The 22,898-nt window shown below is 39.2% G+C and carries 20 protein-coding genes; 7 read left to right on the plus strand and 13 right to left on the minus strand.

The genetic code is table 11. The features are described 5' to 3' along the window. Positions 1-41 precede the first annotated feature (41 nt). The gene (gene thrS, locus ACTRWE_RS14085; protein ID WP_008466944.1) at positions 42-1,952 is read right to left on the minus strand and encodes a threonine--tRNA ligase; all 1,911 of its coding nucleotides are present in this window, start codon (positions 1,950-1,952) and stop codon (positions 42-44) included. Positions 1,953-2,518: 566 nt separating this feature from the next. Between thrS and ACTRWE_RS14090 the strand changes: the two genes are divergently transcribed. Then, positions 2,519-2,965, plus strand: coding sequence for a DUF3010 family protein (locus ACTRWE_RS14090; RefSeq protein WP_213608045.1), 447 nt, complete (start codon positions 2,519-2,521; stop codon positions 2,963-2,965). A 331-nt stretch (positions 2,966-3,296) separates the two neighbouring features. Next, positions 3,297-5,030, plus strand: coding sequence for an AMP-binding protein (locus tag ACTRWE_RS14095; protein ID WP_411737805.1), 1,734 nt, complete (start codon positions 3,297-3,299; stop codon positions 5,028-5,030). A gap of 45 nt (positions 5,031-5,075) precedes the next feature. Here the strand turns inward: ACTRWE_RS14095 and ACTRWE_RS14100 are convergent, their stop codons facing one another. The 7 genes from ACTRWE_RS14100 to ACTRWE_RS14130 all read right to left on the minus strand — a co-directional run bounded on the left by ACTRWE_RS14100 (position 5,076) and on the right by ACTRWE_RS14130 (position 12,840). Then, complete coding sequence (locus ACTRWE_RS14100; RefSeq protein WP_350654984.1) at positions 5,076-6,182, minus strand: GGDEF domain-containing protein; 1,107 nt, start codon at positions 6,180-6,182, stop codon at positions 5,076-5,078. Positions 6,183-6,362: 180 nt separating this feature from the next. Continuing rightward, complete coding sequence (gdhA, locus tag ACTRWE_RS14105; protein WP_350654983.1) at positions 6,363-7,715, minus strand: NADP-specific glutamate dehydrogenase; 1,353 nt, start codon at positions 7,713-7,715, stop codon at positions 6,363-6,365. A gap of 402 nt (positions 7,716-8,117) precedes the next feature. Next, entirely contained in the window at positions 8,118-8,591 is a 474-nt protein-coding gene (locus ACTRWE_RS14110; protein WP_350654982.1) for a YehS family protein, read from the minus strand. 97 nt (positions 8,592-8,688) lie between these two features. After that, a complete protein-coding gene (locus ACTRWE_RS14115; protein ID WP_462880154.1) occupies positions 8,689-9,933 on the minus strand; it encodes a lipoprotein-releasing ABC transporter permease subunit in 1,245 nt (414 codons plus the stop codon). Beyond that, positions 9,923-10,621, minus strand: coding sequence for a lipoprotein-releasing ABC transporter ATP-binding protein LolD (gene lolD, locus ACTRWE_RS14120; protein WP_350654980.1), 699 nt, complete (start codon positions 10,619-10,621; stop codon positions 9,923-9,925). The genes ACTRWE_RS14115 and lolD overlap by 11 nt, the downstream gene beginning before the upstream one ends. Then, the gene (locus tag ACTRWE_RS14125; protein ID WP_350654979.1) at positions 10,614-11,831 is read right to left on the minus strand and encodes a lipoprotein-releasing ABC transporter permease subunit; all 1,218 of its coding nucleotides are present in this window, start codon (positions 11,829-11,831) and stop codon (positions 10,614-10,616) included. The genes lolD and ACTRWE_RS14125 overlap by 8 nt, the downstream gene beginning before the upstream one ends. A gap of 136 nt (positions 11,832-11,967) precedes the next feature. Next, on the minus strand, positions 11,968-12,840 hold the full coding sequence (locus tag ACTRWE_RS14130) for a LysR family transcriptional regulator (RefSeq protein ID WP_029609976.1): 873 nt from the start codon (positions 12,838-12,840) through the stop codon (positions 11,968-11,970). Positions 12,841-12,970: 130 nt separating this feature from the next. Here ACTRWE_RS14130 and ACTRWE_RS14135 point away from each other — a divergent pair, with 130 nt between their 5' ends. Next, complete coding sequence (locus tag ACTRWE_RS14135) at positions 12,971-14,092, plus strand: S-(hydroxymethyl)glutathione dehydrogenase/class III alcohol dehydrogenase (RefSeq protein ID WP_013464850.1); 1,122 nt, start codon at positions 12,971-12,973, stop codon at positions 14,090-14,092. Between the two features lie 66 nt (positions 14,093-14,158). Further along, positions 14,159-15,001 carry an S-formylglutathione hydrolase gene (gene fghA / locus ACTRWE_RS14140; RefSeq protein WP_462880155.1) on the plus strand — a complete coding sequence of 281 codons (843 nt, stop codon included), beginning with the start codon at positions 14,159-14,161 and terminating at the stop codon, positions 14,999-15,001. Here the strand turns inward: fghA and ACTRWE_RS14145 are convergent. Next, a complete protein-coding gene (locus tag ACTRWE_RS14145; protein WP_462880156.1) occupies positions 14,955-15,287 on the minus strand; it encodes a hypothetical protein in 333 nt (110 codons plus the stop codon). The genes fghA and ACTRWE_RS14145 overlap by 47 nt on opposite strands. Positions 15,288-15,558: 271 nt before the next feature. Here ACTRWE_RS14145 and ACTRWE_RS14150 point away from each other — a divergent pair, with 271 nt between their 5' ends. Both ACTRWE_RS14150 and ACTRWE_RS14155 read left to right on the plus strand, forming a co-directional pair. Then, positions 15,559-15,975, plus strand: a complete 417-nt coding sequence (locus ACTRWE_RS14150; RefSeq protein ID WP_013464847.1) for an MgtC/SapB family protein — start codon at positions 15,559-15,561, stop codon at positions 15,973-15,975. Between the two features lie 127 nt (positions 15,976-16,102). Further along, a complete protein-coding gene (locus ACTRWE_RS14155) occupies positions 16,103-17,287 on the plus strand; it encodes a DUF1624 domain-containing protein (RefSeq protein WP_462880157.1) in 1,185 nt (394 codons plus the stop codon). 148 nt (positions 17,288-17,435) lie between these two features. Here ACTRWE_RS14155 and ACTRWE_RS14160 read toward each other — a convergent pair whose 3' ends face one another. The 3 genes from ACTRWE_RS14160 to ACTRWE_RS14170 form a co-directional block, all read right to left on the minus strand. Beyond that, positions 17,436-18,860, minus strand: a complete 1,425-nt coding sequence (locus ACTRWE_RS14160) for a CBM96 family carbohydrate-binding protein (RefSeq protein ID WP_462880158.1) — start codon at positions 18,858-18,860, stop codon at positions 17,436-17,438. Between the two features lie 39 nt (positions 18,861-18,899). Then, the gene (locus ACTRWE_RS14165) at positions 18,900-19,250 is read right to left on the minus strand and encodes a hypothetical protein (RefSeq protein WP_350655137.1); all 351 of its coding nucleotides are present in this window, start codon (positions 19,248-19,250) and stop codon (positions 18,900-18,902) included. 353 nt (positions 19,251-19,603) lie between these two features. Further along, positions 19,604-21,511: a beta-ketoacyl synthase gene (locus ACTRWE_RS14170; protein ID WP_350655136.1), complete on the minus strand. Its 1,908-nt coding sequence runs from the start codon at positions 21,509-21,511 to the stop codon at positions 19,604-19,606. Positions 21,512-21,639: 128 nt separating this feature from the next. On the opposite strand from ACTRWE_RS14170, the gene ACTRWE_RS14175 reads away from it, so the two are divergent. After that, positions 21,640-22,650, plus strand: a complete 1,011-nt coding sequence (locus tag ACTRWE_RS14175) for a GlxA family transcriptional regulator (RefSeq protein WP_008110511.1) — start codon at positions 21,640-21,642, stop codon at positions 22,648-22,650. Here the strand turns inward: ACTRWE_RS14175 and ACTRWE_RS14180 are convergent. After that, positions 22,639-22,898 (minus strand): GGDEF domain-containing protein (locus ACTRWE_RS14180; RefSeq protein WP_462880159.1); only part of this gene is annotated, 260 nt, incomplete at its 5' end. The two genes, ACTRWE_RS14175 and ACTRWE_RS14180, sit on opposite strands and share 12 nt — an antisense overlap.

A 22,898-nucleotide genomic window follows, 5' to 3' on the forward strand; every position in this document is an offset into this window, starting at 1 on the left:
CGTGTAGCTGGCTATTTTTGCTTGCCCTACACGCTCGATTTTTACTGTCGATTTTTGATTTCTTCACTGATTTTAGCTACAAAATCATCGACATTAAATTTGCCTAGGTCTTCACCTGTGCGAGTTCGTACTGCTACTTCTTGTTGCTCAACTTCTTTGTCGCCAACAACCAATAAGTAAGGAATACGCTTAAGTGTATGCTCACGGATTTTAAAGCCAATCTTCTCATTTCTCAAGTCAGCAGCGGCTCTAATTCCAAGTTTATTTAATTTTTGTACAATTTCCTGAACATACGGTGCTTGTTTATCGGTGATATTCATAATCACCACTTGCTTAGGCGCAAGCCACGTTGGGAATAAACCAGCATACTCTTCTGTTAAAATACCAATGAAGCGCTCAATAGACCCTAATATAGCGCGGTGTATCATAACAGGTGTACGTCGTTCGTTATTTTCAGCCACATATGTTGCGCCTAAACGACCAGGTAATGCAAAGTCTAGTTGCACTGTACCACACTGCCACGCTCTGTCTAAGCAATCGTACAAAGTAAATTCAATTTTAGGACCATAAAACGCCCCTTCACCTGGTAGGTAATCAAATTCAATGTCATTTGCCTTAAGTGCATCAGCAAGTGCAAGCTCAGCTTTGTCCCACATTTCATCTTCGCCAATACGTTGCTCTGGACGAGTTGAAAGTTTAACTACAATTTTTTCAAAGCCGAATGTTTCATACGTATCGTAAACCATTTTAATACAGGCCGATACTTCATCCATGATTTGCTCTTCAGTACAGAATACATGCGCATCATCTTGGGTAAAGCCACGCACACGCATTAAACCGTGAAGTGCGCCTGATGGCTCGTTACGGTGACAACAACCAAACTCAGCCATACGCAGTGGTAAATCACGGTATGATTTTAAACCTTGGTTAAATATTTGTACGTGACCAGGACAGTTCATTGGCTTGATTGCGTATTCACGCTTTTCAGATTCCGTGGTAAACATGGCTTCTGAATATTTTTCCCAGTGACCTGATTTTTCCCATAACGAACGGTCCATCATCATTGGACCTTTTACTTCTTCGTATTGGTACTCACGTAATTTTTCACGCACAAATTCTTCTAATTCACGGTAAATGCTCCAACCATCGTTGTGCCAAAATACCATGCCTGGCGCTTCTTCTTGCCAGTGCCATAAATCAAGTGCTTTACCAATACGACGGTGATCACGTTTTTCAGCTTCTTCTAAACGCTTTAAGTACGCTTTAAGTTGCTTTTTATCGCCCCACGCTGTGCCGTAAATACGCTGCAGCATTTTATTTTCAGAATCACCACGCCAGTATGCACCTGCTACCTTCATAATTTTGAAGTTTTGACAGAATTTCATGTTAGGAACATGTGGTCCACGACACATATCTACGTATTCTTCGTGGTGGTATAAACCTGGGCGATCATCTTGAGCAATATTTTCGTCAAGAATTTCTATTTTGTATGTTTCGCCACGCGCCGCAAACGTATCGCGTGCTTCTTGCCAGCTAACGGTTTTTTTCACTACATCGTAGTTTGTTTTTGCAAGCTGTAACATACGCTTTTCAATAGCATCAAGATCATCTTGAGATAACGAATGTTCCATATCAATATCATAGTAAAAACCGTTATCGATAGTAGGACCAATCGCCATTTTAGCGTCTGGGAAAAGTTGCTTAACTGCATGACCAATTAGGTGGGCACACGAGTGGCGAATAATTTCTAAACCATCGTCATCTTTTGCTGTAATAATTTCAAGACGAGAGTCGGCTGAAATTAAATCACATGCATCCACGCGTTCGCCATTCACACGACCCGCAATGGTGGCTTTAGCAAGACCTGGGCCTATATCATTTGCTACATCAAGTGTGCTTACAGGGTTTTCAAAACTACGCTGACTACCGTCAGGAAGAGTAATAACTGGCATTATAAATCCTTACATACAGTGGTGACACCTACAATGTATCACGTGTATTTTTAATTAATTAAATTAGAATGACTCGACAACGCTTTTACGAATAAGCATTGACTATTTTTCGCCAAAAATGGCTAATGTAGATGCTGAGTCTGCTCAACTACAAGAGAGTTATTGTCGCGTGCTGCAGCATTAATTACAAGTTTTAAGCTATTAAAAACCACCCAATTTTACCATAAAAGTGCAATTAATAACGTTTAATAGGAGTCTGTTGGCTTTCTATATTAGGATTTGTTCAATCTAGGGGCGATTTAGTTAAAGCCCGGGAGCTATCACCTGGCGCTAAGTAAAAAATTGAGCAACGCTCACACCTATTTAAAGTAAACAAACCATAGCGCTGTCTTGGCTAAAAAAAAGGAGGGCTGCACATTTAGCCGCAAAGATAAACAGACCTTGTTACATCAAAATGACGAATGGACGTTAAACGCTAACAAAAACACCACTGCAAGTGCTTAAACTCGCATTTTAATGCGTGTTGCGTATAATAACGGGTAATTAAGTTATAGTAGAGATTAGCAATGAGAACATGTGGTGTAGAAATTACCGGTAGTGATGTACTACTTTGTATTTTAAGTAAAGATAATGACGTTTTTGATATTCGTGATGTGCGCCAAACACGCTTTACCTTAGGTAACGGTAACGACACTGAAGTAATGCGTAAGTTTCAGTTTGATTTTGCCAAGTTAATGCAAGATTACCAAATTGATTCGGTTGCCATTCGCGAACGCCAACCTAAAGGTAAGTTTGCTGGCAGCGCTAAAGGATTCAAAATGGAAACCGCTATTCAGTTAATCGATAATCTCGATGTACGCGTGTTTTCAACCACCGAAATAAAAGAACAAGTAAAACGTAATCCGATACCTATCGCGTTTGAAGACACCGGTCTTAAAAAGTATCAAGAAAATGCATTTGTTAATGCTTACGTTTACATCATGAAAAAAACGTATCGCAGCGACGAACTGTAAATTAATTACACCCTTATAAAAACGCGTATTCGCTAGAGAGTACGCGTTTTTTTGTCTTTAAATTCTACAAAAAAACAGTAATACCAATTCGCTTAACTAAGTGATCTAATTTGAGGGAGGAAAATCGTGTCGATATCAAAGCAAAAATTTCATTAGTTAGTTGTTCTAAATGAGAAATTTTTAACACAGCTAGCGTCTGATTTGCCCCCTCAAAATGATTTAGTATTATTGCCGATTGGTATAATACATTAGTCTAACCCTCTTCCTTTTGTCGACAATTCGTGTTTATTTAAACAGCAGGCCTCTCAAAAATAAAAACATGGAGTATGTCATGAAAGCGACACAAAAAGTGATAAAAGAAGTAGAGCAAATAAACACTATACCGCTATCAAATAGTTATTTTAAGGGGAGTCAAAGTACACCACTGGTAGAGCAAACTATTGGAGAATACCTTAACTCAATTGTCGACAATAAACCTGAAGCACTCGCAGTTGTTGTTGCTCATCAAAATATTCGCTTAAGCTATAAAGAATTTCAGCAACAGATTGATCAGCTGGCTATGGGCCTGTTGGCATTAGGGGTAAAGCCCGGTGACAGGGTCGGTATTTGGTCACCCAATAATATACAATGGTGCTTAACTCAATTTGCCACGGCTAAAATCGGCGCAATCATGGTGTGTATTAACCCCGCTTACCGCCCAAATGAACTGCAATATGCCCTTAATAGTGTTGAATGCTCTACACTTATTACTGCCACAGCGTTTAAGGGCAGTCACTATATTAATATGCTACAAAGTTTAGCCCCAGAGCTAAATAGTTGCCAAAAAGGGGAATTAAAAGCCGCTCAGCTTCCTTCATTAAAAAATGTAATTTGCATAGGTGATGAGCCAGTAAATGGCATGTTTTCATTTAATGAAATTCTCGCTTTACCCTCAGATGCGCACCAGTTAGAACTTCAAGCGGTGGCAAAAACCCTCAATTGCAATCAAGACATTAATATTCAGTTTACCTCTGGCACCACAGGAAACCCTAAAGGGGCTACGCTAACGCATAAAAATATTCTTAATAATGCACTGCTTGTTGCCCAAGCAATGCATTTTACTGAACGCGATAAGCTCTGTATCCCTGTACCGCTTTATCACTGTTTTGGCATGGTTTTGGGTAGCTTATTGTGTGTAAGTAAAGGCGCTGCGGCTATTTATCCTAGTGATTCTTTCGATCCAAAAACCACATTAGAGGTGGTACAACAAGAAAAGTGCACCGGACTTCATGGCGTGCCTACCATGTTTATAAGCGAATTAGAGCTTAATAACTTTAGTGATTATGATTTAAGTACATTACGAACCGGCGTTATGGCTGGCTCAACCTGTCCCGAACAAGTTATGCGTAAAGTACAAACACTCATGAATATGAATCAGGTGGTAATTGCCTATGGGCAAACAGAATGCAGCCCAATTAATAACATTACCGAAACCGACTCTTCTATTGAGCGTCAAGTCACTACGGTTGGCCGAGCACTTGCACACACCGAAGTAAAAATTATTGATGAGGTTGGTGACATTCAAAAAATCGGGCAGCCTGGTGAAGTATGTAGCCGTGGGGCCGGCATTATGCGTTGCTACTGGAATGATGAAGAGAAAACCAAAGCCACTATCGACAATGACGGCTGGCTGCACTCGGGCGATTTAGGGGTAATGGACAGTGAGGGCTTTGTCAGCATTGTTGGCAGAATTAAAGACATGATTATTCGTGGTGGTGAAAACATTTATCCGCGTGAAATTGAAGAAGTGCTTTACACCTACCCCGGTATACAAGACGCCGCTATTTTTGGCATTAGTGATGAAAAATTTGGCGAAGAAGTCTGTGCTTGGATCCAGCCTAAAGAAGGTGAAGTGCTTGATGAGCATGCAATTCGATTATTTTTAAAGGACAAACTCGCCTACTTTAAACAACCTAAATACATTCGCTTTGTTGAAAATTACCCGATGACGGTAACCGGCAAATTGCAAAAATTTAAAATGCGTGAACAAATGCAAGAAGAGCTCGCCGAATCTGCATTTTCGTAATCCGATTCAATGCGAAGCACTATCAGCTTAGTGCTTTGCATTGTCTTACTCAATTTCAGGTTGTTTAGGGTCAACAAAATCGGTAATACTGATATTTCGTCCTGCATTTTTAGCTTTATAAACCCCTACATCAGCTGTTGCCAACAATGATTTAATTGAAGGTCTATATGTAGTGTATTTATCAATTGCAATACCAGCAGAGACAGTAATACGGTTAAAGGGTGAATACTGATGCGCAATCGGATCGTCTGCAAAGCGTTTAGGTAAGTCACTCAACCAATCTAACTCATTTGCCTGTAATATTTTTACCAATATAAATTCTTCACCACCAAAACGCACCACAATATCAGCGTCACAATGTTTTAGGCGGTTTGCGACTGCTATTAGTACGTTGTCTCCCTCTAAGTGGCCGTAGTTATCGTTATAATTTTTAAAATAGTCGACATCAATCATGGCTAACCCTAAATATTGTGATGGCGCTAACTTGTTAATTAATGCTTTACAGCGTCTATCAAAACTATGCCGATTATGCATACCTGTTAATTGATCGGTATTGGCTTTTTCAGTTTCAAATAATTCCGCTTTATATTGCTTTCTTAATAGGATATCTAGTTGATATTGCACTATGGCCAGTACAATAACTATGCTGAAATAAAAATAAAGTGTCCACGCAATCGAAGTAGAAGAAAAAAGCTCAATAAATATCAGGGCAATGCCAATGATTGACCATAAAACCAGTTTATGTCCTAAGTGCAGCATCGGTATGGCTATAAATGCAGCAGCGACAAGCATAGGTCCACCCTCTTTTAATTCACTATAGCGTTGCACATATACCCAGAAGAAATAACTAAATAAAAAACAAAATAAAACCGCATAACTGAAAAAGCGCGAATGCAAGTACTCTGAACTTAGTGTTTTATTTATAATAATCAGGACTATCGATAACAACACCATAGTTACGCGTAAAATTGTTATGGTTGAATTGGCAGGCTCTTGTTGATTAAACCAAGACATAAAAATAAAAGATAATAAAAAAAGTGTTACAAGGTAGAGTGATGCATCAGCAAGACGCATTGAGCTTTTATTAAGTTGATTTTGGAAGTCGTGCTCTGTTGCACTTGAAAAATAAAAAACTGCGGGAATAAGACGCACCTGCACTCTCCTTAATAAGCTCACTTATCCTTATCCACACTATAGTTTATTGTTATTAATTAGCGAGTTAAATTTACCTTATTAAATAATATTATACATTACTTTTGCTATATCCTGAACAATCCCTATTCAGGGTATAAAGAATAAAAGTAGAGAGTTAATTAAATAGCCGAGGCGCTACTATACAACGCCTTGTTCAATCATTGCATCGGCTACACGTCTAAAACCGGCGATGTTAGCGCCTAGTAATAGATTACCGGGCTGATCAAATTCTTTTGCGGTATCGCTTGCTGTTGTGAAAATATCTTTCATTATTTGTTTGAGCTTTTCATCAACTTCTTCAAACGTCCAGCTTTGCATACTGGCATTTTGCGCCATTTCTAGTTGGCTCGTTGCCACGCCACCTGCATTTGCTGCTTTGCCAGGTCCATAAGCAATTTTTGCTTCTATGAAACAATCAATCGCTTCTTTGGTTGAAGGCATATTTGCTCCTTCACTGACTAAAGTACAGCCATTTTCAAGTAGTGCTTTTGCATCCGCTTGGGTTAATTCATTTTGTGTAGCACAAGGAAAAGCCGCATCCGCACTGTAACGCCATACAGCATGACCATCCTGAGGGTACTCATCGCGAGGCGTATACTTTGCCTGAGGGTGAGTATCTAGGTAGTCACTCAAACACCCTCGTGATTGCTCTTTTAATTGCTTAATGAGTTTTAAGTCAATGCCACTCTCATCGTACAAAGTGCCTTTTGAGTCACTACAGGTGATAGGCGTAGCCCCTAATTGATATAATTTTTCCATGGCATAAATTGCCACATTGCCAGAGCCTGAAATTAAACAGCGTTTTCCTGATAAGCTGTCATCACGATCTTCAAGCATATAGTTAGCAAAATACACTGCGCCATAACCCGTTGCTTCTTTGCGAGCAAGCGATCCGCCCCAAAGTAAACTTTTACCGGTTAGTACGCCTTCATAGCGCCCTGTTAAGCGTTTGTATTGGCCAAACATATAACCAATTTCTCGTGCCCCTACACCAATATCCCCTGCAGGTACATCGGTAGTCGGGCCAATATGACGATATAACTCGGTCATAAACGATTGGCAAAAACGCATTATCTCGCCATCAGAGCGTCCTTTAGGATCAAAATTAGCGCCTCCTTTGCCGCCGCCTATAGGCAAACCAGTCAGTGCATTTTTAAAAATTTGTTCAAAGCCTAAAAATTTTATGATGCTGGCATTTACACTTGGATGAAAACGTAAGCCGCCTTTGTAAGGGCCAAGCGCCGAATTAAATTCGATACGGTAGCCTTTATTAACTTGAGTATTGCCCTCGTCATCAACCCAAGGCACGCGAAACATTAACTGACGCTCTGGCTCTACCATTCTTTGAATAATTGCTTGTTGTTGGTAATGACTGGTTTGCGCAAATACAGGCTCTAGCGAGTCTAGCACTTCTTCTACTGCCTGATAAAACTCACATTGCGCAGGACTCGTCTGCTTTAATTGCGCAATTGTTCTGTGTATATAATTCATATTTATTCTTCCATGTGGGTATTTTTAAATTCGAAACAGGAAAAATGATCAACGTTATTGTTAGTAGAGAAATTGATTATGCGATCATTATTTTTACACTTTAACATCATAGATAAACTGGATGCACGTGTTTGATGTTGAATTAAATTATTGTTTCTTTTGTATAAAAACCCGTTAAAAAAGAATTTATATGCTAAAAACACCAATTTAAATGAATAACACGTTAAAAGTATTAAAAAAATAGTAAAACAAAATACGACTCTACGTTTTTACGAGAGCGTCAACATAAAATGCTTTATAAGACTGAAGTTGTAGAAGGATAAGACTAATAATAGCGTAGATTTTAGTGAGTTCGTTTAAGAGGGGTAAATGGAGGTTGCTAATCAACCTTTATAAAATGCATTAAGCTTTTTCGCCATCTGGGCGAAAAGTACGCTGCACACCAGTTAAAAATAAACGTAAAACTTGATCGTTACACACACGGTAATGTTTGTTTTCAACTTTACGTGAAAATGCACTGAGCTCATGCTTACTTAAATAAAAATCAACTAAGGCTAGTGTGGCCATCACGTCTTCTGCTTTCATATTTAAAGCAATACGTAATTTCATAAAAATAATATTGTTGTTCAATTTACTTTCAGGCTCTGGCTGCTCACCTTCACGCTTGCCGCGCTTGGTATTTATAAAACCATTTAAAAATACCGCAAATTCAGTGTCACTTATTGGGGTATACCCAGGCTCGCCCTCTTTAGTTAACCATGCAATCACCTGCTCAGTGCTGACGCTGTGCTCTGCAGCGGAGAACACGTCAACCATTGCTGAATCGGTTAAATCGAAGGTGTAGCGAATACGGCGTAAAATATCGTTATGTGTCAAAGTAAATCCCGGGTAAATAAGCGCTCAGCAAACAAAAGCTGTTTAGTAGCGACGCAGTTTATCAGAGTTACACTAAGCACCCTATTAAATACTGTGTTTAATTACCCAATACCTTTGCCGGATCTACTCGTGTTGCTTGCCATGCTGGATATAGCGTAGCAAATATCGCAAGCACAAAGGTGGCTATAACGGTCAACACAATATCTTGCCAAACTAATTTACTGGGCAAAAATTCGATAAAGTACACACCTTCTAGCGGGTTTTCACCCAGTAACAAGCTCAGCCAAGTAAATAACTCACTGATATTAATTGCTAAAATCACGCCAACAATTGAGCCTAAAAGTACACCCACAAATGCTTGGGTTAAGCCTTGCATGACAAAAGTAGCCAATATGGTACTGTCTTTGGCACCCATGGTTTTTAAAATAGCAATATTGCCTTCTTTTTCACGCACTTCCATTACCAGTGAAGACACAATATTGAAACTCGCCACCGCGATAATTAAAAACACCACAATATAAACAATCGTGCGCACCATTTGAATATCTTGATACAAGCTACCTTGCGTTCTAAGCCAACTCGAAATATACACATAATCGGTAATAGTCTGGCCAACACGAAGCGCTATTTGATGCGCCGAAAACACATCATCAACACGCAAGCGTAACCCTGTTACTTGGCTTTGATCATAGCCTAAGGTTTGTTGTGCTTTGTTAAGATGAATAAAAGCAGCGCTGCTGTCGATTGGTCCGCCCATTTCTATAATGCCCGCAAGCGTGAGTGTAACGCGTTTTGGGGCGAGTAATGACTGGCCTTTTTCACTAATTTGCGGGATTAACAAGGTCACATTATCACCTAATGCGATATTAAGTTGCTTAACAATTTGCTTGCCTAAAATAACATTATCACCTGTTAACTGGCTGACTAATTTACCTTGTGTAAATTGGTTTATGGCTGACACATCACTTTCCAACGAAGGCTCAACACCTCGAATCTCAACCGCTTTTAATTGGCTTTTAAATTGCGCCATACCATTAACAGCAATGAATGGGGCTGCGCCTGTTACGTGTAGTTGCTGTTTTAACTTTTCGACTTTAGTGGGCCAATCGGCAATCGGCCTACTTGGGGCAACATATTCAACTTGCGGCACCACACTCAATAAGCGATGCACTAATTGCTGCTCAAACCCATTAATCACCGATAACGCCACAATTAACACGGCAACACCAAGTAAAATACCGATAGTGGATGCTTTGGCTATAAAACTTACAAAGGCATTTTTTTCATCTTTATGGCCTGAATAGGCTCTAAAGCGTTTACTAATAAAGGCACTAAGCAACATAACTAGACTCTTTTATTGATAGTTTACCATCATCTAAGTACGCTATTTTACCCAGCTTATCAGCCAGCTCTAAATCATGAGTAACCACCACAAAGCTGGTGTTTAAACTTTTATTTAACTCATTAATTAAATCGTAAATTTTAATCGCATTTTGCTTATCTAAATTACCCGTTGGCTCATCAGCAAGCACCAGCGCAGGCTCTGTCACTAGAGCGCGTGCAATGGCAACACGCTGACGTTCACCACCAGAAAGAGCCGAAGGCTTATGGCTACTTCTATGTGCAAGGCCTACCTTATCTAGCATGTTAAGCGCTTTCTTATTGGCTTCTTTTGCGCTCAACCCTTTTATGAGTAATGGCATGGCAACGTTTTCAACCGCACTAAATTCCATTAATAAATGGTGGAACTGATAAATAAACCCTAAGTTTTTATTTCTGAAAGCTGCTTGCTGCGAGCGAGATAGCTTAGCAACGTCTTGGTTTTTTATTTTTGCACTACCCGCACTGGCCGTGTCTAAGGTGCCTAAAATATGTAACAAGGTACTTTTACCTGAACCTGAGCTGCCAACAATTGCCAGCATTTCACCTTGCGTTAGGGCTAAATCAACCCCTTTTAATACCTCAACCTGATTTTGCCCGTCTTGGTACACTTTGCTTATTTTTTCACAACTAATTACTAAATCATTCATAACGTAATACCTCTGCTGGGTTTACTTTAGCGGCTTGGCGTGCTGGATATAAAGTCGCTAAAAAGCTCATTGCTAAGCTTAAAACGGCAATAACACTTAAACTAACCACATCAAATTTGACGGGGAGTGAAATTCCCGATAGTAAATTTAAACCAACCAAAGCCAGCAGTTCATTTATATATAAGCTTAATAAAAGACCTAAAAAAGAACCCACGGCCGTGCCAATTACTCCGTTATAGAGCCCTTGTACCATAAATACGGTTTGCACTTGGCTTGGTGTGAGTCCTAATGTTTGCAAAATTGCTACTTCGCTTTGTTTTTCACTGACCATCATGGTCAGTGCCGATACAATATTAAATACCGCCACCAGCACAATTAAGCCAAGGAGCATAGACATGATGCGTTTTTCCATCGCAACGGCGGCAAATAAAGTGCCTTGACTGCTTCGCCAGTCGGTGAGTTTAAAATCATTGAGTATGTGTTGGCTGTCTTGCATAAACTGGTCAAGTGCAAACGGCTCATGCAGTGACACGCTTAAATTAGGTACCGTATTGTTGCTAAGTTTTAAAACCCGTTGTAGTGATACGCCACTGGTAAATGCCAGTCCCATGTCTATTTCAGAGCCAGTTTCATAGATAGCAGCAATTTTAAATAAACGTTGGCTTGGCATGCGCCCAAGTGGGGTGTACGTAGATGCGTTAGGCATAATTACACGTAACTTATCACCTAAGCCAACGCCAAGTTTGCGGCTTAAATAACGACTTATTGCAATATTATAATTATTATTTAGTACGCTTTGCCAATTGCCTTGCACTATTTTGTCGGTGATTTTATACAGCGAGCCGTTATTGTCGTAAAGCCCTTGTAATAACACCCCGTGAAGATCTTTATTGGTTTGCAATATGGCTTCACCGTGGCGGTACAAACTAACATGATCAACATACAGTGATTGCTCAAGCGCAGATTTTAACGAATTCATTTGCGCTTTGGAGTGATCTTTGGCTTGCACTTCAACGTGTGGAATAAGCCCCAACATATTTGATTTTAAACTACTCTCAAAGCCGTTCATTACACTACTGACCGTAAAAAGCGCCATTAAACCAATCGCTATACCTGCAATAGAAAAAAACGAAATGAACGAAATAAACGCATTGCCTTTAGAGGAGCGGCTATATCTGAGTCCGATAAATAGGCTAACAGGTTGAAACATATTAATTAAAACATTAATGCCAAAAGTGTGACGTTATAGTAGCACGAACTCAGCGCAATTGAATATCACCATAAATGTAAGAAATAATTTATAAATCTGACACTTGGCTATATTTTAAACAAGCCAGTAAACCCTGCTAAACTTTCAGCCCTGTTACTAAGTAATCAAGTAATACCCGCACATTAGTAGCCACAAATTGCCGTGGCGGATATAGACCCCACACGCCCTCTTGTTGTGGTTGGTATGCAGTTAATATAGGTACTAACTGACCGGATTTAATTTCATTTTCAATATAGTAATCAGGCAACTGAACAATACCTAAACCCTTTATAGCGCCGTCAACGAGTGCCCAGCCGCTATTACAATGCAATCGCCCTGCTACCTTAATATGTTTATCACGATTATTTTCATTTACTCGCCAATAACTACTATTGCCAATTAAACATTGATGATTATTAAGCTCCCCCAAAGTGTGAGGCTCACCAAAACGCGCTAAATATGCAGGTGAAGCACACATAATAAATCGTCGCGAGCTCAAGCGCCGCGCTTTTAAGCTTGAATCTTTTAAATGGCCTAGTCGAATGGCTAAATCAAAGCCCCCCTCTAATAAGTTTTCTTGCTCGTTAGAGAGCGTTGCGATTACTTCTACCTCAGGGTGATCATGCATAAATGAATGCACAATGGGCATAATAAAACTTTCACCATACATAACCGGTGCTGTTAATTTAATTTTACCTTTAGGTGAGGTTTGTACCGATGCTAAGCCTTGAGTGGCCTCGTCCATTGCGTGCTGTAAATGTTTAACTTGGTGTAAAAACTGCTCGCCCTCTTTGGTTAAAACAACCTTGCGAGTAGTACGTGTTAATAATTGCGTATTTAACCGTTGTTCTAGCTTTGTAACATGGCGGCTAATATGAGCAACCGATAAACCTAACGTCTGTGCAGCTTGGGTAAAACTTCCCTCTTCGCCAACAGCAATAAACTCATCAATACCTTCCCAACGCATAATTATTACCATACTGTAAAAGTGTTTTATTAAATTGAAGATTATCATTATCTGAGAAACAAATACAATAACCTCATCACCCAAACAGTATGGGTCTACAATTCATATTCAAACCACTACAAAGGATATACACATGTCTGAATTTATAAAATCAAAAGCAGCGATTGCCTGGGGCCCTAATCAGCCTTTAAGCGTTGAAGAAGTTGATGTGATGATGCCTAAAAAAGGCGAAGTAATGGTAAAAATCACTGCCACTGGTGTGTGCCATACAGACGCTTTTACTTTATCAGGTGAAGATCCTGAAGGTATATTCCCCGCTATTTTAGGTCATGAAGGCGCGGGTGTGGTTTATGCTGTGGGCGAAGGTGTTTCAAGTGTAGAAGTTGGCGATCACGTTATTCCTTTATACACCGCAGAATGTGGTGAATGTAAAATGTGTACTTCAGGTAAAACAAACTTGTGTTCAGCAGTTCGCGAAACGCAAGGTAAAGGCTTAATGCCAGATGGCACCACTCGCTTTTTCAAAGATGGCGAGCCTATTTACCACTATATGGGTACATCTACATTTTCTGAATACACAGTATTGCCAGAAATCTCATTGGCTAAAGTAAACAAAGAAGCGTCGTTAGAAGAAATTTGTTTATTAGGCTGTGGTGTTACTACCGGTATGGGCGCTGTAACAAATACGGCTAAAGTAAAAGCGGGCGATACGGTGGCTATTTTTGGTTTAGGTGGTATTGGTTTATCTGCCATTATTGGCGCTAAAATGGCTGGTGCAAGCCGTATTATTGGTATTGATATTAATACCTCTAAATTTGACTTGGCGACCAAACTAGGTGCTACCGACTTAATTAATCCAAAAGACTTTGACAAGCCAATTCAAGAAGTCATTGTTGAAATGACCGATGGCGGTGTTGATTACTCATTTGAATGTATTGGTAATGTTGATGTGATGCGCTCTGCGCTTGAGTGTTGTCATAAGGGATGGGGAGAGTCGGTGATTATTGGTGTTGCAGGTGCAGGCCAAGAAATTTCAACTCGTCCGTTCCAACTTGTTACTGGCCGTGTATGGCGTGGTAGCGCATTTGGTGGTGTTAAAGGTCGCTCACAACTTCCTGAAATTGTAGAGCGTTACATGGCGGGTGAATTTGCGCTAAACGACTTTATCACTCATACCATGAGCCTAGAAGAAATTAACGATGCCTTTGATTTAATGCATGAAGGTAAAAGTATTCGTACTGTAATTCATTACTAATACGCTCATTTCACTTAATTACCATCACAAGCCGTTGCTATTAAGTAACGGCTTTTAAGGATTGTTATGTTAGAAAATATTTCAACAGCGAAAGTGGCTGGCGGATGGCATAAGCAATACAGCCATAGCGCTTCAAGCACTCGTTGCACTATGCGTTTTGCAGTTTTTTTACCGCCAGGCGCCAGTGAAACCAATAAGGTGCCGGTACTGTACTGGTTATCAGGTTTAACCTGTACCGATGAAAACTTTATGCAAAAAGCAGGCGCATTTAAAAAAGCATCGGAGCTGGGTATCGCCATTGTAGCGCCAGATACGAGCCCACGTGGTGATAACGTGCCAAACGAAGACAGCTATGATTTTGCACAAGGTGCTGGGTTTTACCTTAATGCCACAAAAGCGCCCTACAACACCCATTTTAATATGTATGATTACGTTGTTAATGAGTTACCGGCACTAATTGAGCAACACTTTCCTGTTACAGATAAAAAAGCAATTAGTGGTCATTCAATGGGCGGGCACGGCGCATTGATGATTGCACTTAAAAACCCACAATCGTACACCAGCGCTTCGGCATTTAGTCCTATTGTTAATCCTATGGCGTGTCCGTGGGGTGTAAAAGCATTTACAGGCTACTTAGGGGACGACAAAACAACGTGGGCACACTACGATACTTGCGAATTAATGCAACAAGCCGAGCAAGCTAACTATTTACCTATGCTGGTAAGCCAAGGTGATGCTGATAACTTTTTAGAAGAGCAGCTTAAGCCGCAAAATTTGGTCGATATCGCTAATACAAAAGCGTATCCGCTGCAGCTCGAAATGCACGCTGGCTACGATCATAGTTACTTTTTTATTAGTAGCTTTATAGACCAACACTTATTATTTCATCATCAGTTTTTATCGGCTTAGATTCATTACTGTGTAGAGTAGATTTATCTACTTCTACACATTCTTTTAAGACCTTAGTAACCTGCCTACATTTTTTAATCACACCGTCATCTCCTTTTATAAATTCAATTATGGCTTTATCAGTTTCGTAACCAAGTTTGCTAAAACTAAAACCATCTTTATCCTTTACATAACTATTAGTGCTATTGATGTTTGAATTGGATCTCGCCGTTTCATCCAAAAATATACCCATTACTGTGCAACCACTTAATACATTTAAAAAGATAATAATTAATAAAATGCGCATGTAAACTCTCGTTGCAAATAAGCCAAATTATATACGACTTAAAAAAGGAGTGTTGTAAAAATATGTAAGCCCCACAATTTTACATAATAGAGTTTGCTTGTGTGGTACGCAGCTGAAATTCATTGCTGGGTAAAAACGCACTTTATTGTGTAAATATTGCTAACGCCACTCATCCCCCTCGATAAAACAAAGGTAACACAATGATTTTATTTAAATTAATACCTTGGTTCAATTTTTGCTACTTATTTAAAATTTATCCGTGGAAATAGCAATGGAAATTGATCTACAGTGGAGAGACATTATTGATAACTTGATTCATCTTGGCATGGCGTATTTACTTGCCCTGCCAATGGCATATGATAGAGAGCATAGCCATAATGGTGCAGGTCTAAGAACGTTTCCTTTAGTTGCCGTCGCATCATGTGGTTATGCACTGATTGCTATGTCAGTTTTGGAGGGCGCAGAGGCGCAATCTAAAATGTTACAAGGTATTATTACAGGTATTGGTTTTATTGGTGGCGGCGCTATTTTAAAAAATAACCAGTCTACATCTGGAACAGCAACAGCTGCGAGTATTTGGAATATGGGTTTAATTGGTATCGCTATTGCGTACAGCCGCTATGAAATAGCTATTTTGTTGGCAGTAATAAACTTCATAACGCTTAGGTATGTTAAAAAATTTAAATAATGAAAATTATAATTAATTGCTTAGCGCTGACGCGATCACCCTGTTAAATTCAATCTTCAAACTCGCCTTTTGATATAATATAACATATAATCAAGTTCATTTTTTTCATTCTTGTTAATTGTATTTTATGTCATTATCTTTATCGCAAAGTCGCTTGCATCATATTGATCTATTACGCGGCATTATCATCATATTTATGGTGATAGATCACGGCATGTATTATTGTCTAAATTATTCAGTAACTGATCCCATGACCATACCCGGAACAGATGCGCTTACTTTTTTCACACGCTTTATATCGCATTTCTGTGCGCCATTATTTGTATTTTTAGCAGGCCTCTCTGCCGCTATTACAGAGCATAAATACGCGTGTACTCGTCAGTTTGCTAACGCTTTAATAGTTCGAGGCTTAGTGCTTATTTTATTTGAGTTTACAATTGTGTCATGGTCATGGAGTTTTAATCCTCTTTTCCCGATGTTATATGCTCAAGTAATTTGGGCGATTGGCTGGGGCTTTGTGGTGCTTGGCTTGCTTCGCTTAACAGGTATATACCCTGTATTTATAGCTGGGTTATTACTGGTATTTGGTCATAACTTACTTGATGGCATTACCTTTGAAACTAATACAATAGCGCATACACTGTGGTCTATCGTTCATCAAAAAAATGTATTAGCACTGCCGTTTGGTTTTTCTATTAGAACGACCTACCCCGTTGCGCCTATTGTTGGACTCATGTGTTTGGCTTATTGTGCAGGTATATATTATAAATCTCAGCATTATAGTAAAAAAGTGATGAATTACGCGTTTATTATGGGTATGAGCTGCCTAGCACTTTATTCAATACTACGCGGCTTTAATTTATACGGTGATATGTCACAGTTTTCTACACATACAGCTCCACTGCTGACTATTATGTCGTTTTTAAATCCGACTAAATATCCGTTGTCGTTACAATTTATGTTACTTACTGTAGGGCTTGGTTTAATTGCGCTAAAACTGTTGAGCCACTTAAAGGCTAGTTTTTCGCAAAATTTTCTGCAAGTACTAGGTAAAACCAGCATGTTTTCCTACCTCACTCACTTGTATTTGCTACATGCTATCAGTTGGCTTTTAATACCTGCTCTTGGTTTTAACTTTAGTGATATGACCTATGGTGAAACCCTTGTTGGCTTACCATCTGGGTATGGTATGAGTTATATTGCGACCATGGCGATGATAGCTGTAGTGGTTGTGCTTACCGCCCTACTCGCTAAGCGCTACTTAAACTGGAAATATCGTAATAAAAACAGCCTGATTGCTAAATATATTTAGTAATCTCCCCCACAATATATTGGGGGGGAAATACTCGATAAAATGTTTCGTCACTTTATCAGATATATTAATTTAATTTTTTGAGTGCTTTTTTTAATGCATCATAATCGACATTTATAAATGATAACGCTTTGGTTCGCTCTTGTTGTTAATTGAACTCTGAATTACTCCAGACCCTAACGAAATCTACTAGCATGTTAGCCTCAAAATCATCACTGATATTCTTTTCATTACCATCCCAACCACCTACTTGTAACGATAAAATAATATAAGAAGGTAAACTTCCAACTCGGTCGTCATAGTGCTCCCAGACTTTTTCACCATCTATATACATACCGACATAACCAGGCTGCCAATGCATGCCATATATATGGAAACCATCTGAGGAATAATTATGATAAAGCTCGCCGGAATTTACTGACTTATGTTGGCTACCGTAACCATCCCAATGCAGAGCAGAGATACTGATGTCTTCCCCCCAGGTACCTAAACTCTCCATAATATCAAACTCCATTCCCTGATCGAATGTAGGTGAGGTATCTCCCCAAGTGTCTTTAATTAAAAGAAATGGTTCTTGACCATAATTAGTATCTGCATAATTACCTCCACGCACAAAAGCATCTTCAGTCGGGAATAAACTTTCTTCATTTACAATTAAAGCGGGCCTATCAGAAATATTATTCGCTTCACTGCTAAAAATTTTTATAAGCAGGCTACGCATATAATTGTCAATCAATGCAAAGCTCGCCTCTTTATCAGAACTTTTTTGCTCTCTTATATAACTGGTAACATCCACTTCAATTATGTTTCCCGTAACCTCTCCATAGCTATGACTAAACCATAAAGGATCGACCTGCGGTTTAGTATTCCAAGTTACAGTATCTTGGGACCAATCTGCGGAAAGTGTTTTATGCACAGCTATGCTGCTTTGAGTGTTTGCTTCAGAGATCTTAAATCTTAATAATGCAGAAGAAATAGTAGTAGATACATCATCAAGATTAAATTTTAATAATGACTGCCTCCTATAAGTATCATTACCATAAATGCCTTTGTCAGGTAGTAACCAAAATGCAGGCCAAGCACCATGTACTGAGTCATACTTAATTTTGGCTTCAAAGTAACCATATTTTTGTCTAAATTTACGAAAAGTACTTACCTCAGCGGCATTATAAAAGTAACGTTTGGTTCCTTGATTTAATGTGTTTTTTTCTGCTTCAAACCGTAACATTTCATTTTCAATGCGAATAGTTTCTCGCCCAGCATTACCTGCGATACCACTCATTCCTAGATATTGCTTTCCAACATGCCAATTATTAGGGTTTAATAAAGTTGAATTAAAATTATCTTCAAAAGTCAGCTCCCAATTACCAGCTAACGGCGGAGAAATGTTATTATCTGGCTCTCCCTCAACAAAGGAAACCGAGTCCATGTAAAATCTACCTGTTCCAAGAGGGCCTTGAATACCAATAGCCAGGACTTTCTCATTTTCATCAAGATTAAAGCCATTGAGATTGATTCTAATCGTGTGCCATGTATCGTCTGAAAAATTATTATGGCCAGGCAAACCATCCAATGTCCAAAATTCGTTATTGGTTTCATCAAGATTTATTTTTTATGAATCGTTACCGCGACGAAACATTAAAGTGCCCTTATTTCCTGATTTTCTGTATATTTTTGCCTCAAGTATTGAATTTTTAAAAGGAGGTACTTGAGCAATACGTAATCCTGATTGAGTCCAGTAGTGTGCCTGCATTAATATAGCTCTTTCGCCATCAGCTACAGGCTCACCAATTTTAGTTAAAGTCGATTCACTAGATGAGGTTGACCACAATGAAGTACCATTACGTGGTTTGTCATCAAATAAAATAATAGACGCAAAACTAAGTTTAGACAGAAAGAGTAAAGTACATAAAGTGAGACTTTTTTGCCCTGTAAGCAAGCGTTTTAATGGTATTAATTTCATCACTACTCCTAAAGTAATTAATAAAATTGAGTATTTAACCTATCTGAGCAAAAATTATAGTAACTATTTATAAAGTTCTTGATGCACAATAAATAATACTTTTTAACTTAATAAAATAAATAACATACTACTAATTAATTGTTATATTGTATGCAACAAACCTAATATTTTCAATTTATCAAGGTGCTTTATTTTTAATGCGGAAGAAGAGATTAGTAATTTGAAGTATTTGCAAAGAGGTGAAGTTTTAATATTTTCGTTAAGGAACTAATTAGCGCATTAGTTAAACTACAATATGGGTTCATACATTAAAAAAGGCGCTTAAAAAGCGCCTTGCTAACAAGTATGTGTGCTTAGAACATATCTTGATAGGAATTTGTTGTACTGAATGTAATTGCTTTTTCAAAGCCTGGCAGCTGAATGCTGTGCTCATCAATAACAATGTCATTTTCATCAATCAGCCCATCACCAAAACGATAAACTAGCGCGTATTGACCTAAATCTGCTTGTTGTTGATAGTGCTGTTGTGCTTCTTTTACCGCTGCATGTTTGCTGGTATAGAGCCCCATCATTTCATCGCCATGACGCTTAGCAAGCATCTGCATCGTTACTTTTGCTGAAAGCACTGTGGCTGTTGCATTATTACCACCAAACCCTTTAGAATTTATAAATGCAATATCCATATCACCACAATCATAGTGACTGTTACGAATATCTAAATGATCTGCATAAACATCATCAGCCACTTTATCTATAGTGGTAATACCCGGCATAATATTATGATTAAATACACCTAAGGCAATGGCAAGCTGATCGCCACTGGCAGGTGCTATAGTATGGCCAACATACGCTTTAGGGGCGGTTACTTTCCAATTATCTATTGCAAATGTTTGCGCTACTTTATGATAAATTAACGACTCAGTTACGCGGTTTTGTGGTGTGCTTGAACCATGGGCTAAAATAAAGCTACGTTGCTGTAATGCCTCTTTACCTAGTAAGCTACTGGCAAGTGCAGCCGATTTTGCCATGGTAATGTAGTTACCAGGCCCAGGTGAAGTAATTGATTTTTTTACTCCATCGGCGTTAACAAATACATCAGGCACACAGCCCATAATGTCTGCACCTAGTTCAAGTGCCAGCGCATCATCCATTAATATAGCCACTTGTGCGCCTTCACCTAAAGTAAAGCCACAGTTTTCGCCAAATGGGCGGCTGCTTCTACGATAATCAGGTTCATCGTCATTACTTAAATCATCTAAGCGGCGCAAACCTTCAATATTAGCCAGCGCACTCATATTGCCAAAGCCTTCAACCACTTCAGGGGTAATCGCACATTCTACACTTGCCACAATTGCAACACGTGTGCGCCCTGCTTGTATATCATTTACTGCTGCGCGCAAGTTATATAAAAAAGTAGCACACGCACCCGATGTAGAAAAAGTAGTTCCTACATTGCCCGTAACATAGGCATTGATAAAATCGGTCGACATTGTATTTAAACCCAGTGCTAGCTGCTTTGTGCTGACGCGATCACCTTGCTGGCGCGCTTTGACTAACCCACCTAAACCTTTATCGTCCATTTGGCCAATAACCGATGCTGAATAGGTACCAATTTTATCAGGCTCAACACTATTCATAATGTATTGCCAATCAAGTCCGGTTGATTTTATTGCATCGGTGGCAGCAAAAATAGTAGCTTGTAAACTACGAGGTTGGTAGCGGCTATTGTACATAATTGACGGATCAAACCCTGTGGGTAGTTGCCCAGCAGATTTAATTGGATTATCGCGAGTAGAATCATGTTTAATATCAAATTGAGCCGCAATAGTTACTTTCACTTTTTTATTTTCAAGCTCTTCAACGTGCCAACTTTCAGGAACTGGCGAAGGTAAATCACGACGGCGTGTTTCAAACACAATCGCGTTTTCATCCGATGCGGTTAACGTCATTTTTTGCTGCCATGGCGTGGCATCTACATCAAAATGTTGTTTTTCAATTTTACGAATTAATGTACCTGCAATAATTTGCTCACCAAAACGTGCTTCTATGTCGCTTTGCTCAACATTATTGCCTTTCATGTCTTGTAGTTGTCCATTCACAACACTCACTAAATTCATTAATGTGGCAAGGCCTAAAAATGTTTCTTGGCGAGCTTGAGACTCTAAGCTATCTAACACGATACGACGATAACCTTGATGAAAAGAAGTACGGCCAGCGGCATTAATGCCTCCCATGCCGACAATGACGGGTAATGCGGTCATAATTTACCTTTAAAAAAACGTGTTATAAGAATATGGAGTCAGTTTAAATGGATTACGAACACAACTTTGTGCTTTAATAGCCAAATATTAAGCATAAAAGGCCAAAAACAACTGGTCGGAGCATTTGAATGAGCAATAACCCAACAAATCCACCATTAAATATAGCTATTGCTGTTTACTCGCACCTACTGGTAACTAGTTTAACCCTGCCAATTGAAATGCTCCGAGCAGGTGAAGCGTTCGCCAAAGGGCACACTAGTAAGCAACACTTTAGAGCGCTGAATATTCATTTAATTGCTAAAAATATGGCTCCTATTGCAACCAGAACAGGTTTAGCCATCGTGCCTGATTGCAGCAGTGATAACGCCCCCTATTGCGATTTAATCATTGTTCCGGGTATTTGGCGTAATCCACGCCCGGTTGTTAAAACAAATCAACCAATAGTTAATTGGCTCAATGAGAGTTTTACGATGGGAAGCCATATTATTGGCGTTGGTACCGGCAATTGTTTGCTCGCAGAAGCCGGTTTACTTGATGGTCACCCTGCAACCACTCACTGGCATTATGCCAAGCAATTTTCTCAAGATTATCCAAACGTTAGCTTAAAACCTGATTTTTTTATTACCCAATCAGAGCGCATGTATACGGTAGCCAGTTTAAATGCCTTAGCTGACGTTATTGTTCATATTATTAGCCAATACTATGGTAAAGAAGCGGCGCAGCATGTTGAGCGGAACTTTTCACATGAAATACGTAAACCCTACGAAGATCAACGCTATTTAGAAGGCGCCGTTAACCGACATGCTGATGAACTTATTGCACAAATACAATTTTGGTTAAAAACTAATTTATCTAGTGAGTTAGATTTACAAGAAGTCGCGGCACAATTTAGCTTAAGCTACCGCACGTTTACACGCAGGTTTCGACTTGCTACAAATCAAAGCCCTATAGAGTACTGGCAGCAGCTACGTGTTGAAGGTGCAAAAGAATTACTGGCTTCATCGAACTTATCAATTCAGGAAGTCGCGCTAGAAGTTGGCTATAACGATCAAGGGCATTTAACCCGTGTGTTTAAAAAGGTATTGAGCCAAACCCCGAGCGAATACAGAAAAGTAGTCAGACGAAAATTATTTGGTTAATGTTTCTTTGCCCTTGTTTGATATTTTAGTCAGGCTGTTGACAACGCAGTTTCGACCGTTGTTTTTAGCTAAATATAAATAATTATCGGCTAATCTTAAAATTTCACTCAGGTGAGTATGCTCATGTGCATCAATACCGACCAAGCCAATACTGATAGTGATGTTTAACGTGCTCTGCATATAAGTAAATTGATGATTTTGTATGTCAGTTCTTAGCTTATCCATTGTGATTATAGCGACCTCTATGT

This window comes from Pseudoalteromonas sp. G5_S1_54_S4 (genome assembly GCF_054968565.1).